Raw genomic sequence first — 16,231 nt, forward strand, 5'->3', positions numbered from 1 at the left:
CATCAGACCCGCCCGGGGGCCGTGGTGGCGACGCAAGCCCGGGGAACCACCCGTTGGGGGAGGTCGGCGCGGTGCGGGAGGCAAGTTGATCATGAACGCGCGGAGGGTGATTCATCGGATCTCAGCACGTGACTGCGCCGGTCGGAGGCTGGACTTCGGGAATGCGGAGGGCTATACATCGGATGTCTGAGTGGCCGTGGTCGAGGAGGGTTCGCCCGTGCAGCTGATGCGACTTGGTCCGCCGGGAGCGGAGCGACCCGTGGTACGCGACGGCGAGGGAGCCCTGCACGACCTGGGCGGGCTGACAGCCGACATCGGCGGCGCGTTCCTGGCCAACGGGGGTGTCGCGATGGTGCGCGCGGCGCTGGAGGCGGGCGTGCTGCCCCGGCTCTCCGACGAGGGCCTGCGGATCGGTCCGCCGATCGCCCGGCCCGGCAAGATCGTCTGCGTCGGGCTGAACTACCGCGACCACGCGGCGGAGACCGGTGCCGAGATCCCGGCCGAGCCCGTGCTGTTCCTCAAGGCCCCGGACACGATCGTCGGCGCGTACGACGAGGTGCTGGTTCCGCGCGGTTCCACGAAGACCGACTGGGAGGTCGAACTCGGCGTCGTGATCGGGAAAACCGCTCGCTACCTCGCCGATGGCGACGACCCACTGTCCTATGTGGCCGGTTACGCCGTCTCGCACGACGTTTCTGAGCGCGAGTTCCAACTGGAACGCGGTGGCACCTGGGACAAGGGCAAGTCCTGCGAGAGCTTCAACCCGCTCGGCCCGTGGCTGGTGCCCGCCGACGAGGTGCCCTTCCCGCAGAACCTGGGCTTGCGGCTGTCGGTCAACGGCGTCGAGCGGCAGAACGGCAGCACCGCTGACATGGTCTTCGGTGTGGCCGAGATCGTCCGCTACGTCAGCCAGTTCATGGTGTTGCACCCCGGCGACCTGATCAACACGGGCACTCCGGCCGGCGTCGCGCTCGGGCAGCCGGAGCCCAAGCCGTTCCTGCGCGCGGGTGATGTGGTGGAGCTGGAGGTCGACGGCCTCGGCCGCCAGCGCCAGACGCTCGGGCAGGCCTGACATGGCCCGCGTGACCAGCGTCGACGTGCTCGACATCCGCTTCCCGACCTCGCGGGAGCTGGACGGCTCCGACGCGATGAACCCCGATCCGGACTACTCGGCCGCCTACGTCGTGCTGCGGACGGACATCGGGGTGGACGGTCACGGGCTCGCCTTCACCATCGGCCGGGGCAACGACGTCCAGGCCGCCGCGATCCAGGCGCTCGCTCCGCACGTGGTCGGCCGCGAGGTGCCGCGTGACGCCGCCGCTCTCGGAGAGCTGTCCCGCGACCTCGTCGGCGACTCGCAGCTGCGGTGGCTCGGGCCGGAGAAGGGCGTTGTGCACATGGCGGTCGGCGCGGTGGTGAACGCCGCGTGGGACCTGGCCGCCAAGCTCGCCGACCGTCCACTGTGGAGGTTCATGGCGGAGATGTCACCGGAGGAGCTGGTCTCCCTGGTGGACTTCCGCTACCTCAGCGACGCGATCACCCCCGGCGAGGCGCTCGCGCTGCTGCGGGCTGCCGATCCGGGGCGTGCTGAGCGGATGAAGGTGTTGCTGGACAAGGGTTATCCGGCCTACACGACCTCGCCGGGTTGGTTGGGCTACTCCGACGACAAGCTCTCCGGGCTGGCCCGCCAGGCGGTCGCGGACGGCTTCGACATGATCAAGCTCAAGGTCGGTGGGGACCTCGGTGACGACGTGCGCCGGATGCGGCTGGCCCGCGCGGCGGTCGGCTCCCAGGTCCGCATCGCCGTGGACGCCAACCAGCGGTGGGACGTCGCGGACGCGGTGAGCTGGATGAAGGAGCTGGCCGAGTTCGACCCGTACTGGATCGAGGAGCCGACCTCGCCGGACGACGTGCTCGGCCACCTCGCCATCGCGCGGGCGCTGCGCCCGATCCGGGTGGCCACCGGCGAGCACGTGCACAACCGCGTGATGTTCAAGCAGCTGCTGGCCTCCGGCGCGATCGACGTGCTCCAACTGGACGCGGCGCGGGTCGGCGGTGTGAACGAGAACCTCGCGATCCTGTTGCTGGCGGCCAAGTTCGGCGTCCCGGTGTGCCCGCACGCGGGCGGCGTCGGGCTCTGCGAGCTGGTGCAGCACCTGGCGATGTTCGACTTCGTCGCGGTCTCCGGCACCTGGGAGAACCGGGTGATCGAGTGGGTGGACCACCTGCACGAGCACTTCGTCACCCCTGCTGTCGTCCACAATGGACGGTACGAGACGCCGACCGCGCCGGGCTTCTCCGCCGAGATCCACCCGGCCTCGCTGCACCACTTCGCCTACCCCTCCGGACCCGAGTGGAGCGCGCCATGAACGACTTCGACGGCTTGGTCGCGGCGGTGACGGGCGGGGCATCGGGCATCGGGGCCGCGACCGCCGCCGAGCTGGAGGCGCGGGGCGCGCGGGTCGCCAGGCTGGACGTCAATCCCGGCTCGGACGGCATCGCGTGCGACGTCACTGACGACGAGTCCGTGCGGGCCGCGATCGAGGCGGTGGTGGAGCGCTACGGGCGGTTGGACGTGCTGGTCAACAACGCTGGGATCGGCGCGCAGGGCGATGTCTCCGCGAACGAGGACGCCGAGTGGTTCCGCGTGCTCGACGTCAACGTCGTGGGCATCGCGCGGGTGAGCCGGGCCGCGCTGCCGCACCTGCGCCGGTCACCGGCTGCGGCGATCGTCAACACGTGCTCGATCGCGGCGTGGGCGGGGCTGCCGCAGCGCGCGCTGTACTCGGCCTCGAAGGGCGCCGTGTACGCGCTCACGCTGGCCATGGCCGCTGACCACGTGCGCGAGGGGATCAGGGTCAACTGCGTCGCGCCGGGCACCGTGGACACACCGTGGGTCGGCAGGCTGCTGGACGCCGCCGAGGGCCCGGGGGCGGAGCGCTCCGCGCTGGAGGCACGCCAGCCCACCGGCCGGTTGGTCTCCGCCGAAGAGGTGGCAAAAGCGATCACCTACTTGGCCAGCCCGCTCTCCGGGGCCAGTGTGGGCACCGTGCTGGCCGTCGACGGCGGCATGCACGGGCTGCGGCTGCGGCCGCACAGCTGAACCGGGTCCACAAACGACACCCAGAGGACATCCATGCAACGACGCAGAATCCTCAGCCTGATCTCCGGGATCGCCCTGCTCGGCACCGTCGCGGCCTGCGGCGGCGGCGCCACCGGCGGAGCCCAGATCGGTGTTGACTACCCGCGCGCGGACTCCGACTTCTGGAACTCCTACATCAAGTACACGCCGCAGTTCGCCAAGGAGCTGGACGTGCGGCTGATGTCGCCGACCAACTCGCAGAACGACGTGGCCAAGCTCGTCGCCAACGTCCAGGCCATGACCAGCCAGGGCGCCAAGGCGATCGTGATGGCCCCGCAGGACACCGGCGCCATCGCCACCACGCTCGCGCAGCTGGAGCAGAAGAAGATCCCGGTGGTCACCGTGGACACCCGCCCGGACAAGGGCAAGGCGTACATGGTCGTGCGCGCCGACAACAAGGCCTACGGCGAGAAGGCGTGCCGCTACCTCGGCGAGAAGCTGGGCAACACGGGCAAGGTCGTGGAGTTCCAGGGCGCGCTGTCCTCGATCAACGGCCGCGACCGCTCCGAGGCCTTCGCCTCCTGCATGAAGCAGCACTACCCGGGCATCACGATCTTCGAGGAGCCCACGGACTGGCTGGACACCAAGGCCGCTGCGGCCTTGCAGACCCGGCTCACCCAGCACCCGGACATCAACGGCATCTACATGCAGGCGGGCGGGGTGTACCTGGCGGCGACGCTGCAGGTGCTGCGCTCGGCGGGCAAGCTGTTCCCGGTCGGCGACCCCAGGCACATCACCATCGTGTCCAACGACGGCATCCCGCAGGAGTTCGAGTCCATCCGCAAGGGCGAGATCGACGCGACCGTCTCGCAGCCCGCCGACTCCTACGCGAAGTGGGCGCTGTACTACGCCAAGGCCGCGATCGAGGGCAAGGTCTTCAAGCCCGGCCCGACCGACCACGACAGCACGATCATCGAGGTGGCCAACGGGGTGCTGGAGGACCAGCTGCCCGCGCCCCTGGTGACCAAGGACAACGTCGACGACCCCAAGCTGTGGGGCAACCAGATCGGCAAGTAGATGGCTGCTGTTGAAGCAACGGGAGTCACCAAGCGGTACGGCTCCACCGTCGCGCTCGACGAGGTCGGCATCACCGTCGCTGACGGGGAGTCGCACGCGCTCGTCGGGCGCAACGGCGCGGGCAAGTCGACCTTGGTGTCCATCCTGACCGGGCTCAACCGCGCGGACGCCGGCTCCGTCACCTTCGGCGGTGACCCGGCGCCCGCGCTGGCCGACCGCGACGCGTGGCGGCGCAAAGTCGCCTGCGTCTACCAGAAATCCACGATCATCCCCGCGCTCACCGTCGCGGAGAACCTGTTCATCAACCGGCAATCGTTGGAACGCCGCTCGCTGATCAGTTGGAAGTCCTTGCGCACCAAGGCTTCCGAGGTCCTGTCCAGCTACGGTGTCGACGTCGACCCCGCTCGCCCCGCCGCCGATCTGACGGTGGAGCAGCGGCAGCTCGTGGAGATCGCGCGGGCGTTGTCCTTCGGGGCGCGGTTCATCATCCTCGACGAACCGACGGCCCAGCTGGACGGTCCGGCGATCGAACGGCTCTTCGAGCGGATGCGCGGCCTCCAGGACTCGGGGGTGACGTTCCTCTTCATCTCCCACCACCTCCAGGAGATCTTCGAGATCTGCCAGACGGTGACGGTGTTCCGCGACGCGCGGCACGTGCTGACGAGTCCCGTCTCCTCGCTCTCCACCGACAGCTTGGTGGCGGCGATGACGGGTGACGCTGCGGGTTTGCGCGTCGGGCACACGCGGCCGTCGCTGGCCGATGACGCGCCGGTCGTGCTCTCGGTCTCCGGGCTCCGCTCGGAGGCGTTCTTCGGTGTTGATCTTACGATTCGCGCTGGGGAAGTCGTCGGCATCGCGGGCTCGGCCAGTAGCGGGAAGGTGGAGTTGGGCGAGGCCGTGGTGGGGCTGCGCCAGGTCTCGTCCGGGACTGTCCACGTTGGACAGAAGGCTGTGCGTTCGGGCAGCGTGCCCGACGCGCTGAAGGCGGGGATCGGCTTCGTGCCTGAGGATCGGCACAAGGAGGGGCTGGTCCCGACGCTGGGGGTGGGTGAGAACGCCACGCTGCCGATCACCGATCGGCTAGGCCGCTTCGGAGCGATCTCGCCCACCCGCCAGCGCACCGTCGCGGAGCGGATGATCGCTGACCTCGGCATCAAGACCTCCGGGCCGTCGCAACCGGTGTCGGGGCTGTCCGGCGGCAACCAGCAGAAGGTCGTGATGGCTCGTGCGCTGTCCAGCGATCCTTCGGTGCTGGTGCTGACCGATCCGACGGCGGGCGTCGACGTGCGCTCGAAGGAGTCGTTGCTGGGCGTGGTCGACCGGGTCGCGGGGGAGGGCACCGCGGTGTTGGTGATCTCCGACGAGCTGGACGACCTGCGGCCGTGCGACCGGGTGCTGGTGATGTTCCACGGCGAGGTGACGGCGAGCTTCCCGCGCGGGTGGACCGACGGGGAACTGGTCGCCGCGATCGAGGGCGTTTCTGCGGAGCAGGGAGCGGACGAATGACCAAGACACTGCGGTTCGCCCGCTTCCGGGATCTGGCGCTGCTCCCGGCGATCGTCGTGCTGATGATCGTGGGCGCGCTGGTGGACCCGGTGTTCCTCAGCGCGGACAACCTGACCAACGTGCTGCAACAGCGCACCGAGCTGAGCCTGCTCGTGCTCGGCCAGGCGCTGGTGCTGATCAGCGGCAAGATCGACCTGTCGCTGGAGTCGACGATCGGCCTGGCTCCAGCGCTGGCGCTCGGGCTGATCATCCCGGCGTCCGCGCACGGGCTCGGCATCGAACTGCCGGAGTGGACGGCGATCCCGCTGTGCCTGCTGATCGGTGTGGTGATCGGCGCGTTCAACGGGTTCCTGATCCTCAAGCTCCAGTTGTCCGCGTTCATCGTGACGCTGGGCATGCTGACGGTGTTGCGGGGCTTGCAGATCGGCTTCACCGAGGGGCAGAACCTGTTCGAGGTGCCGCTGTCGTTCACGTACCTCGGCAGCGCGCGGTGGTTCGGCCTGCCCGCGTCGGTGCTGATCTGCCTGGTGGCCTTCGTGCTGGGCATCGTGGCGCTGGCGTACTTCCGGCAGGGGCGCTCGATCTACGCGATCGGCGGCAACGTCGAGGCTGCGCGCGCGGCCGGTATCCGCACCGAGCGCGTGCTGTGGACGGTGCTGATCATCGCCAGCCTGCTGGCCGCGCTGGCCGGGCTGCTGATGACCGGTCGGCTCGGCTCGGTCGGCCCGGCGCAGGGCCAGGGGATGATCTTCACGGTGTTCGCCGCCGCGGTGATCGGCGGGGTCAGCCTGGACGGCGGCAAGGGCACGCTCTTCGGTGCGCTGACCGGTGTGCTGGCGCTCGGGCTGATCGAGAACATCCTGACGCTCGGCGGGGTGTCGCCGCACTGGATTCAGGCCATCTACGGCGCGATCATCCTCATTGCGCTGATGCTGGCGCGGTTGACCTCGGGCAAGGCGCAGGACTAGCTGTGCGTCGAGTCCGGTTGGGACGCACCGAAGTCCAGGTGAGCAGCCTGGGCTTCGGTGCTGCGCCCATGGCCGGGCTCTACCGGTCGGTCTCCGAGGAGGTCGCGGCGGGTTCGGTCGCGGCTGCGCTGGAGGCGGGTGTCTCGTACTTCGACACCGCGCCGCACTACGGCCTCGGCCTGTCAGAGCGGCGGCTTGGTAAGGCTCTGGCATCCGCCTCGGACTTCGTGATCTCCACCAAGGTCGGTCGTCGGCTTGAGCCGATTCCTGTTGTTGGGGACGACATGGCGAACGGATTCGCCGTGCCCGCAACGCATCGGCGCGTCTGGGACTTCAGCGCTGCCGGAGTGCTCGCGTCCGTCGAGTCCTCTTTGGACAGACTGGGCGTTTCGCGCGCCGACATCCTCTTCCTGCACGATCCCGACGACCACTGGGACCAAGCCGTTGGCGAAGCCCTGCCCGCGTTGGCTTCGCTCCGCGCTCAGGGTTTGGTTGGCGCGATCGGTGCTGGCATGAACCAGTGGCAGATGCTGGCGCGCCTGGTCGCGGAGACCTCGGTGGACGTGGTGATGCTGGCGGGCCGTTACACGCTGCTCGAACAGTCCGCGCTCGACGAGCTGCTTCCGCTCTGCTCGGAGCGCCAGGTGTCCGTGGTCGCGGCGGCCGTGTTCAACTCGGGAATCCTGGCTCGACCAGTTGTTGCGCCTGATGCGACCTACAACTACTCGGCGGCCCCGCCTGCGCTGATCGACCGCGCGCGGCGGATGGCTGAGGTGTGCGGTCGATTCGGTGTGACGCTCCCGCAGGCGGCGTTGCAGTTCCCGTTGGGGCATCCGGCGGTGGCATCGGTGGTGATCGGCGCGCGGACGGCTTCGCAGATGGCGGAGAACGCTCGGTTGTTCGCCGCGCCCGTGCCCGCGGAGTGCTGGGCGGCGTTGAAGTCCGAAGGGCTGCTGCGCCCGGATGCACCGGTGCCGTCATGATCGACGCGCACCAGCACTTCTGGGACCTGGGCGTTCGCGACCAGGAGTGGATCACTGGCGCGATGCGTCCGTTGCGCCGGAACTTCGGTGTGTCGGATCTGCGCGCGGCGGCTCCGGACGTTACGGCAACTGTGCTCGTGCAGACCGTCACCGACGCGGCGGAGACTCCGGAATTCCTTGCCCTGGCAGCAGAATCGGATCTCGTCGGCGCCGTCGTCGGCTGGGTGGACCTGACGGCTCCGGATGTCTTTGACCGTGTTCAGTCCTATGTGGATGGACATGGCGGTTCGTGGTTGCGGGGGATTCGGCACCAGGTCCAGGGGGAGCGCAACCCTCGTTGGCTCTGTCGGCGTGATGTGCGGCGCGGGCTTTCGGCGGTGTCGGACAACGGGCTCGTGTACGAGTTGTTGACGTTGCCGCATCAGATTCCGGCCGCTGTCGAGACCGCTTCGGCGCTGCCGTCGACGCACTTCGTGCTCGACCACTGCTCGAAGCCGCCGGTCGCTTCCGGGCGGCTCTACCCGTGGGCGGAGAACATCCGGGCGCTCGCGCTCAACGAGAACGTCTCGTGCAAGCTCTCCGGTCTGGTCACCGAGGCTGACTGGGCACAGTGGACGGTCAGCGACCTCCGGCCGTACTTCGACGTGGTGCTGGAGGCTTTCGGCCCCGAGCGGCTGATGTTCGGTTCGGACTGGCCGGTGTGCCTGCTGGCCGCCGAGCACTCCGAGGTCGTCGCCGCCGCGCGGGAGCTCACCGCGGCTTTGTCCCCGGCTGAGCAGCACGCGATCTTCCACGCGAACGCCGCGCGGGCGTACCGGATCGGTTAGCGATTCCGCAAGAGTTTCGGCTCTGTTCAAACGGGATCTCCGCTTCCTTGACCCGTTGCGGCCCAGGTCACAACCTGGTTGGCAGGCCCCCACCCCTGCCGAGGAGCCCAACAATGAAGAAGAACCCTGTGATCGCGCTGGCCACCGCCAGCGTTCTGTCGCTGACCTTGTTGAGCGGCAACGCTTCCGCTGCTCCACGCCCGAACTTCCAGCTGCCGTTCCCCTGCGGCCAGGTCTGGGCGATGACCACCTACGCCGGGCACGCGCCCGACGACAAGAAGATCGACATGTTCAACGTCAACGGTCCGACCGAGGGCGCGCACGTGGTCGCCGCCGCACCGGGCGTGGTCAACGAGATCCACCCGCGCTCCGGCGGTGTGGAGATCAACCACGGCGACGGCTGGTTCACCCTGTACCTGCACATGAGCATCCGGACAGTCAACGTCGGCGACCGGGTCCTGCGCGGCCAGCGCATCGGCACCGTCGGCAAGGTCAACACCAGCGTCGCGCACCTGCACTACGAGCTGCTCCGCGATGCCAACGGCAACAACAACGGCGAGAACGGGGAATGGGTCAAGCCCATCTTCAACGGCGTCGAGTACACGATGAGCCCGAACCGCCCGTTCAACCTCCGCAGCAACAACTGCTGACACCTGCTGGCACCTGCGGAACACCGAAGGAGGACACCGGTACCGAAGCGGTGATCGACAGCCCCCAGTGCTTCGGCTTTCTCCGTTGTGAGCAACGGTTTTCGCGATTCACCATTGCCTGGCACTGGCAAGCACAGCACTTCGACCACAAGGAGTGGGGACATGTCGATTTCCGCGAAGTTTCTCGCCGCGATCACCGTTTCCGGCGCGGTTCTGCTCGGTGCGGGCACCGCGCTCGCGGCCCCTGCCGCCGGGAGCACCGCGACCGCGTCCGCCGAGATCGTGCTGGACAGCGCGACCGTGGTCTCGGTGAGTGCGGGCAAGCTGAACGTCAAGCTCAGCACGGGTGCCTCCGCGTCGGTGAAGCTCACCTCCGCCACCGAGATCACCGGCAAGCTGGTCGCCGGCGTCAAGGTGAAGGTGCTGTGCTTCAAGGTGGACGGCTCGCTCGTGGCCAACACCGTCATCGTTCTCTGAGAACTGCCCTCTAAGTGCCACATCGAGCGGCAGGCGTCCTTTCCCCGAGGGACGCCTGCCGTCTCGTGCGCCTACTTGCCGAGATCCGTTCGCTGGAGCGCGATTCCGAGCTGTGAGCGCCGGTTGATACCGAGCTTGCGGTAGACGTGCGTGAGGTGCTGCTCCACCGCGCGCCGTGTCACCAGGAACGCCTCGGCGATCTCTCGGTTGGTCATGCCCCGCACGGCCAGATCCGCGATCCTGCGCTCATGCGGAGTCAATCCACCGCTGGCGCAGCGCTTCACCCCGACGCCGCCCCGAGCATCGCGCACTGCCGCCGCCAGCGCGTCGGAGCCGCACGCCGTCGCGATCTCCCTTGCCGACCGCAGATGTGGCTCGGCCTCATCGGCGCGCCCCGCCCGCACCAGCTCCGCGCCCAACTCCGCCAGCGACCACCCCCGCTCAAGCCGAAACGTCGACGACGAGAGCGTGCAGGCCGATTCCATGAGCAGGGCGAGCTTTTCCGGTCCTTCGGCGACCACGCCCGACACCCGGAGCGCGACTCCGAGCCGCACCGGCCCCGCCCACTCCCGCGCGTGCGCCAGCTCCACCGCGGCCATCTCACGCGCTGCTTCGGCTTCGCCGAGCGCGTGGTGCGCGAGCGCCGCCAGCATCCGCCACGCGAGCGGCGCCCGACCCGACATCCCGCGCTGCGCATAGCGTCGACCGCACTCCAGCACATCCGCGAGGGCCCGCCGAGGATCACCGAGCGCGAGCCAGAGCCGCCCCCGGGACAGCAGGAGGTAGTTGTAGCGCCACGAAGGCGGCAGCTCTCCGGTGAGCGCCCGCTGGTCGAGCTCGGTCGCGGCGGCCTCGGCCTGGCCCCGATCGATCAACGTCTCGACCAGGGTGGACAACGCGAAGATCGTCGCGGTCCTGGTCCCCGTGCGGATCTCGTCCAGCACCGCGAGCGCCGACCGCGCGTCGTCCTCAGCCTCAGCGAGCGCGCCCGCGCGGAATCGCGCCTGCGCTCGCAAAGCCTCCGAGGCCGCGCTGCCCAACGAGAGCCCGAGAGCGGTGGTCGCGGTCAGCATCTCCGAGCAGTACTGGTCGGCCAGCTCCAACTTCTCGGTCACGATCAACGAGATGGCCAGGTAGACGTACTGCCAGCCGCTCGTGACGTCCCACGGCGTGCCCTGCCAGGAGCGTGGGGGAACCCGCTGCGCCCAGGACGCCGTCACCGCCGCCGAGACAGCTCCCCACGAGTCCCCGTCCACCGCCGCGAGGAACGTCAGCAGCGCATCGCGGAAGCGCACGGTCTCCGGCGGCAGGTCGTCGTACTCCTTGATGCGGTCGAGCCGGTCCGCTAGCACCGACACCACGTGGTGCGAGTCGAGCGAGACGCAGACCGAGCACAGCTCCAACCGCACCGCCACGTCCTGGTTCACCGGGCGGACCTCGCTCGCCGCCGCGTCCAGCAGTTCCGTGGCTTCGGTGTAGCGCTCCCGCTCCGCCAGCTCCTGCGCGAGCACCACCGCGATGTCCGCCCTCGCCAACGGATCGAGCGCGCGGGCGTGCGCCTCGGTGAGGTTGTCCAACGCGGCCTGCGGGTCCAGGCTCAGCTCCGCGACGCCCAACTGGAACAGCGACGCCGAGCGCTCCCGCTCCGGCAGCCGTTCGCGCAGCACCCGGCGGAGGCAGGCCGCGGCGACGTCCGGAGCCCCGCCCAGCATCGCCTCGCGGCAGGCCCGCTCCAGCACACCGACCACCCACGCTCCGCGCGCGACACCCGTGCGCAGCAGGTGCGGCGCGATCTGACCAGCACTCGCACCCGCATCGTGGAGGTACCGCGCCGCCCGCGCGCTCGCCTGCTCGTAGTCCACAGTGGACAAATCCGCCGCGACCGCAGCGCGGACGATCGAGTGCTCGAAGGCCAGCGCCGGGCCCGGCCGGAACACCCCTCGGGCCACCAGGGTGTGCACGGCCGCACCCGCCTCGGCGAGGTCCAGCTCCGCCGCCGCTGCCGCCACCGCGAGTTCCGGTTCGCCGAGCGCCGCCACCGCGCGCGCCACCGCCACGAGAGCGGGGTCCCGCGCCCGCAACCGCGTGAGCACGGTCCGCGTGAGCTGAGCGGGCCCGAGGTCGTGCAGCTCCCGCGCCGAAGCCGACGTCGGACGCGTGCCCGTCGAAGCGAGCGCCTTCGCCAGTTCCTTGACCAGGAAAGGGTTTCCGCCCGTCGCACTCCGGCAGGCTGCCGTGAACTCCAACGCGGGCGCCTCGCCGAACTCGTGCTCGATCAACGCCTCGCAGCCACCGTGGTCCAACCCCTCCGCGGTGAGCCGCGTGGCGTCCACGGTCAGTCCCGCGAGCAGCGTCGGGTCGGACAAGCCGTTTCCCGCGCCCACGGTCATCGCCACCGCCACGGGCAGCGAGCCCAAGCGCCGCGCGAGGTAGGCCAGCCACCGCAGGGAGCCGACATCGGTCTGCTCCACGTCGTCCACGGTCAGCAGAACCGGTTGCCGCGCCGCGAGATTGACCACGAGGTGGTAGAGCCCGTGCAGCGTGGCGTACACGTCCGGCCCCGGAGCCTGCTGGACCGCGCCGCCGGAGATGCCGAGCACCCGGTCAGCGGGCTCCGCCAAGCCCGACAGCAACGCCCGCCGCTCGGACTCCGCGACAACGAGCACGCCGGGTTCTAGGAGTTGGCGAACCACGCCGAAGGCGAAGTCGCGCTCCACCGTCGACGCCTGCGCGCTCAACACCAGGAAGCCCGCCGCTCGCGCCCGCTCGGCGGCGGAGCGCAGCAACGTGGTCTTGCCCGCGCCGCTCGGCCCGTCGATCACGAGCACCGCGGAGCCGCCCCGCGCCGCCCGGTCGAGGCAGGCCGAGATCAGCCCCAGTTCCCGCTCGCGACCGACAACCGCCGGAGGCGCCTCACTCATGACCCGAAGCTAGTTCGCGCCCCGTTGGGCCAACAGGGTGCATCGGGAACTCGAAGCAAACCCTTTCCTGCTGTTCAGAGCGTGGCGTAAGCTGCGCGGCCCTGAGCACTGCACGTCACTCGCTGATCTCGCGCAGCCACTGCTCGACACCGGCCACGTGCACGGTCGACCACGAGCGCGCCAGCTCCGGCTCTCCGGCGGCGAGTGCGGCGATGATCGACCTGTGCTCGGCGATGGTCCGGTCCGTCGCGCCACCCTGGCTGATGCCGCGCCAGATGCGCGCCCGCACGGTCGGCCCGGCGAGCGTGTCCAGCAGTCGCGCCAGGTAGGCGTTGCCGGAGATCTGGGCGATGCGCCGGTGGAACTCCAGGTCCTGCTCGACCAAGCGCTCCACCGAGTCGGCCCGCTCGCTCTGCTCGCAGAGCGCTTCGAGCGCGGCGATGTCCTCCGCGCTGGCCTTGGTCGCCGCCATGGCCGCCGCGGCGGGTTCGAGCACCCGGCGCACTTCGAGCACTTCCAGTACCGACTCGTCGCCCCGGTGCAGGTCGAGCACGAAGGACAGCGCGCCGAGCAGTTCGTCCGCCCGCAGGCTGGACACGTAGGTGCCGTCGCCCTGGCGCACGTCGAGCACGCGCACCAGCGACAGCGCCTTCACCGCCTCGCGCAACGAGTTCCGGGACAGACCGAGCCGTTCCGCGAGGTCCGCCTCGCGGGGCAGCCGGTCGCCGGGGCGCAGCTCGCCGGAAGCGATCATGGAGCGGACCCGCAGGATCGCATCGTCGGTGACGGCCACGGCCACTCCCGGGTGCTCGGGGAGGTCGACGGGGAAGACCTCCGATGTCTGGCATCGTAGGGTCGACGGCCGACAGCCCCGCGCGGTTCCCGTGGCGCGCACTGCTCCATTTGGCGTAACCTCGGCGAGGCCCGCCTCGTCCCGCCCCCTCGACGAGGCGGGCTTTTTCTGTTCTCCTCCCATGTTGGTGAAGGATTCACTGGACTGACACGATTCCGACCCGCATAATGGTCTAAACCATTGGGAGGGCAGTTTGGACGCCGTTGTCGCAGCTCAGCGCGCACTGCTCGGTCGGGAGCTGGTCGGCCCGGTGACGGTCCGCATCCAGGACGGCCGGATCGCCGACGTCAGCGTGGGTCAACCGCCCAGCACGGGCGTCACGCACGTCCTGGAGGACGGGACGCTCACCCCCGGTCTGGTCGACGTCCAGATCAACGGCGCGGTCGGCGTGGACTTCGCCGAGGTCGACGCCGAGAGCATGGCCGCCGTCGCCTCAGCCCTGCCCCAGACCGGGGTGACCCGGTTCGTGCCCACGCTGATCACCGCGCCGGTGGACACGATCGTCAAGCAGTCCCACGCGGTGCTGGACGCGATCGCGGCCCTGCCGGACCGCCCCGCCGCCAGGCCGCTCGGACTGCACCTCGAAGGCCCGTTCCTGTCGCCGCTGCGGCACGGCGTGCACGACCCGAACCTGATGGCCGACCCGACGCCCGCCGCCATCGACCAGCTGCTGGACGACGAGCGGCTGCGCGCCGCGCTGCGCGTGCTCACCCTGGCGCCGGAGCGCCCGGGCGGACTGGCGGCGATCCGCAGGCTGAGCGAGGCCGGAGTGCTGGTGTCGGTCGGCCACACCGACGCCACCGGGGTGGAGACCAAGGCCGCCGCCGACGCGGGGGCGGCCATGGTCACGCACCTGTTCAACGCCCAGCGCGGGCTCGGCCACCGCGAGCCGGGCGTCCCCGGCACCGCGCTGGTCGACGAGCGCTTCACCCTCGGCCTGATCGCCGACCTCGCCCACGTCGACGCGGACGTGTGCCGCCTGGTGTTCAACGCGGCCGCCGAGCGGGTCGCGCTGACCACCGACGCGGTCGCCGCCGCCGGGATGCCGCCGGGCCGGTACCAGCTCGGCGGCTGCGACGTGCTGCTGACCGAAGAGGGTGTTCCGCGCTCTCCCGAGGGCACCATCGCGGGGAGCGCGCTCACCATGGACCGGGCCGTTCGCAACATCGTCTCCCTCGGCGTCGACCCCGCGGTGGTCTTCGCTTCGGCGAGCACGGTGCCCGCGAACGCCCTCGGAGAGCCCGGGCTCGGCCGCATCGAGCCCGGTGCCGTCGCCGACCTGGTCTGGTGGGACACCCAACTGCGGCCGCGTCAGGTGTGGGTGGACGGCGAGGTCGCCTTCGACGCCCGTGACGGTCGCGTCGCCCGCCACGGCAGCGCCCGGACCGAGCAGGCGCGCCTGCCCGCCGCCGGTCGCTGACCGAGAGTTCGCTCACCGGTCTTCCCGCCAGACCCTCACAGATTTGCCATCGGCCCTCCTCGCTCCAGTGCCCTCGTCTCGATGATGCGGGCTCCGGAGCGGGGAGGGCCGACCTCGTCGCGGATCTGTGGACAACCACCTCCGATGTGGACAACTACCCGCGCCAGGTGCCCTGAGGTGCGCCGAAACCCTTGGGCACGTTGGGGGTGTGCCGCCGCAGCCGGTCGAACTCGGCACCTCGCCTGCCAGACGACAATGTGGGCATGGGGTATTGCCTGGAGGCGGTCATCGCCAGCGAACTCGTACTTCGCGACTTGGCCGGCATCGTCGCGGAGGCGCGCATCGTGCCCCTCGGCCAACACCTGTCGCTGTTGCCCATGACCGCAGCGTTCTTCGATGCGATCACCGTCCCCGGGGCTCCGGAACTCGATGGATTCTGGAAGGCGCCCCTTGGCTTCGGCAGTGCGCTGGCAGCGTGCTCGGCGAAGGGGCCCGTGGCCTATGTCGAGGCTGAGTTCTTCGGCGGCGACGGGACACAGGTCGCGCAGGTGTGGAACGCGGGAAAGGTGGTCCTTGGACCTCTGGGGCTGGCGGAGGGTGAACCGTTCCCGGCCATTGGAAGCCCTGTCTCCCAAGCGCTTCGGCAACTCGGAGCCGCCAGGCACGAGTACTTCGACGAGTTCGAGGCAGTCGGGCTGGGCCGTCACCGCGACACCGACGACTGGCTCGCCGCCGGGTAATCGGACCGTGGTCCATTTGGGGTTGACCCCAGGGGTTTCGCGCGCCTATCGTCGACCTCGAGATTAAGCGGACTATGGTCCGATTGAGAGGAGTCAGGCGATGGGCACGTTGCTGCACATCTCCGCCTCGCCGCGCGGTGAGGCGTCGGAGTCGCTGCGGATCGCGCGGCAGTTCATCGAGGCGTACCGAGAGACCCACCCCGAGGACCAGGTCGAGCACTGGGACCTGTGGGACGGCTCGCTCCCCGAGTTCGCGGCGGGCGCCCGCGCCAAGATGACGGTCTTCGGCGGCGGTGAGCCACAGGGCGAGGAGGGCGACGCGTGGGCTGCCGCGCGCCGGGTCTTCGACCGGTTCGACGCCGCGGACCGCGTGCTGTTCAGCGTGCCCATGTGGAACTCGGGGATTCCCTATGTCCTCAAGCAGTTCATCGACGTGGTGAGTCAGCCGGGGTGGGTCTTCGGCGTTGACCTGGAAACGGGGTACCAGCACCTGCTGGCCGGTCGTGGCAAGAAGGTCGCGACGGTCTACACGAGCGCGGTGTGGGCGCCCGGGATCGCGCCGGGCTTCGGCAGCGACTTCCAGTCCACCTACTTCAATGACTGGCTCCGGTGGACCGGCATCACCGACCTCAGCGAGATCCGGTTCCACCCGACGCTGACCGGTGACGCGGACGCAGCACGGGCGGACGCGCACGCGCAGGCGCGCGAACTCGGCAAGTCCTTCTAA

At 69.8% G+C, this 16,231-nt stretch carries 15 protein-coding genes; 13 read left to right on the plus strand and 2 right to left on the minus strand.

Features of this window, described 5'->3' with window-relative positions; all coding sequences use genetic code 11:
* The first annotated feature begins 217 nt into the window (after window positions 1-217).
* The 10 genes from CCN37_RS18125 to CCN37_RS18170 all read left to right on the plus strand — a co-directional run bounded on the left by CCN37_RS18125 (window position 218) and on the right by CCN37_RS18170 (window position 9,570).
* Window positions 218-1,072, plus strand: a complete 855-nt coding sequence (locus tag CCN37_RS18125; RefSeq protein WP_086822269.1) for a fumarylacetoacetate hydrolase family protein — start codon at window positions 218-220, stop codon at window positions 1,070-1,072.
* A 1-nt stretch (window position 1,073) separates the two neighbouring features.
* Window positions 1,074-2,369 carry an enolase C-terminal domain-like protein gene (locus CCN37_RS18130; protein ID WP_086822157.1) on the plus strand — a complete coding sequence of 432 codons (1,296 nt, stop codon included), beginning with the start codon at window positions 1,074-1,076 and terminating at the stop codon, window positions 2,367-2,369.
* Window positions 2,366-3,103, plus strand: a complete 738-nt coding sequence (locus tag CCN37_RS18135; RefSeq protein WP_086822159.1) for an SDR family NAD(P)-dependent oxidoreductase — start codon at window positions 2,366-2,368, stop codon at window positions 3,101-3,103. The genes CCN37_RS18130 and CCN37_RS18135 overlap by 4 nt, the downstream gene beginning before the upstream one ends.
* A gap of 33 nt (window positions 3,104-3,136) precedes the next feature.
* Complete coding sequence (locus CCN37_RS18140) at window positions 3,137-4,159, plus strand: sugar ABC transporter substrate-binding protein (protein WP_086822160.1); 1,023 nt, start codon at window positions 3,137-3,139, stop codon at window positions 4,157-4,159.
* On the plus strand, window positions 4,160-5,665 hold the full coding sequence (locus CCN37_RS18145; protein ID WP_086822162.1) for a sugar ABC transporter ATP-binding protein: 1,506 nt from the start codon (window positions 4,160-4,162) through the stop codon (window positions 5,663-5,665).
* A complete protein-coding gene (locus tag CCN37_RS18150) occupies window positions 5,662-6,633 on the plus strand; it encodes an ABC transporter permease (RefSeq protein WP_086822165.1) in 972 nt (323 codons plus the stop codon). The genes CCN37_RS18145 and CCN37_RS18150 overlap by 4 nt, the downstream gene beginning before the upstream one ends.
* Window positions 6,634-6,671: 38 nt before the next feature.
* Entirely contained in the window at window positions 6,672-7,616 is a 945-nt protein-coding gene (locus CCN37_RS18155) for an aldo/keto reductase (RefSeq protein WP_256388053.1), read from the plus strand.
* Window positions 7,613-8,443, plus strand: coding sequence for an amidohydrolase (locus CCN37_RS18160; RefSeq protein ID WP_086822169.1), 831 nt, complete (start codon window positions 7,613-7,615; stop codon window positions 8,441-8,443). Before CCN37_RS18155 ends, CCN37_RS18160 begins: the two co-directional genes overlap by 4 nt.
* A 113-nt stretch (window positions 8,444-8,556) precedes the next feature.
* The gene (locus CCN37_RS18165) at window positions 8,557-9,093 is read left to right on the plus strand and encodes a M23 family metallopeptidase (protein WP_086822171.1); all 537 of its coding nucleotides are present in this window, start codon (window positions 8,557-8,559) and stop codon (window positions 9,091-9,093) included.
* A 162-nt stretch (window positions 9,094-9,255) separates the two neighbouring features.
* Window positions 9,256-9,570: a hypothetical protein gene (locus CCN37_RS18170; protein WP_086822174.1), complete on the plus strand. Its 315-nt coding sequence runs from the start codon at window positions 9,256-9,258 to the stop codon at window positions 9,568-9,570.
* 71 nt (window positions 9,571-9,641) lie between these two features.
* Here CCN37_RS18170 and CCN37_RS18175 read toward each other — a convergent pair whose 3' ends face one another.
* Window positions 9,642-12,491 (minus strand): BREX system ATP-binding domain-containing protein, encoded by a 2,850-nt coding sequence (locus tag CCN37_RS18175; protein WP_086822176.1) that lies wholly within the window; start codon window positions 12,489-12,491, stop codon window positions 9,642-9,644.
* A 115-nt stretch (window positions 12,492-12,606) separates the two neighbouring features.
* The gene (locus CCN37_RS18180; RefSeq protein ID WP_086822272.1) at window positions 12,607-13,284 is read right to left on the minus strand and encodes a FadR/GntR family transcriptional regulator; all 678 of its coding nucleotides are present in this window, start codon (window positions 13,282-13,284) and stop codon (window positions 12,607-12,609) included.
* Window positions 13,285-13,537: 253 nt separating this feature from the next.
* Between CCN37_RS18180 and nagA the strand changes: the two genes are divergently transcribed.
* From nagA to CCN37_RS18195, 3 genes are all read left to right on the plus strand, one after another.
* Window positions 13,538-14,764: an N-acetylglucosamine-6-phosphate deacetylase gene (gene nagA / locus CCN37_RS18185; protein ID WP_086822179.1), complete on the plus strand. Its 1,227-nt coding sequence runs from the start codon at window positions 13,538-13,540 to the stop codon at window positions 14,762-14,764.
* 263 nt (window positions 14,765-15,027) lie between these two features.
* Complete coding sequence (locus CCN37_RS18190; protein ID WP_086822182.1) at window positions 15,028-15,504, plus strand: hypothetical protein; 477 nt, start codon at window positions 15,028-15,030, stop codon at window positions 15,502-15,504.
* A 100-nt stretch (window positions 15,505-15,604) separates the two neighbouring features.
* Window positions 15,605-16,231, plus strand: coding sequence for an FMN-dependent NADH-azoreductase (locus tag CCN37_RS18195; protein ID WP_086822185.1), 627 nt, complete (start codon window positions 15,605-15,607; stop codon window positions 16,229-16,231).

Origin of the sequence: Allokutzneria sp. NRRL B-24872, assembly GCF_002155965.1 — a bacterium.
Lineage (GTDB): Bacteria > Actinomycetota > Actinomycetes > Mycobacteriales > Pseudonocardiaceae > Allokutzneria.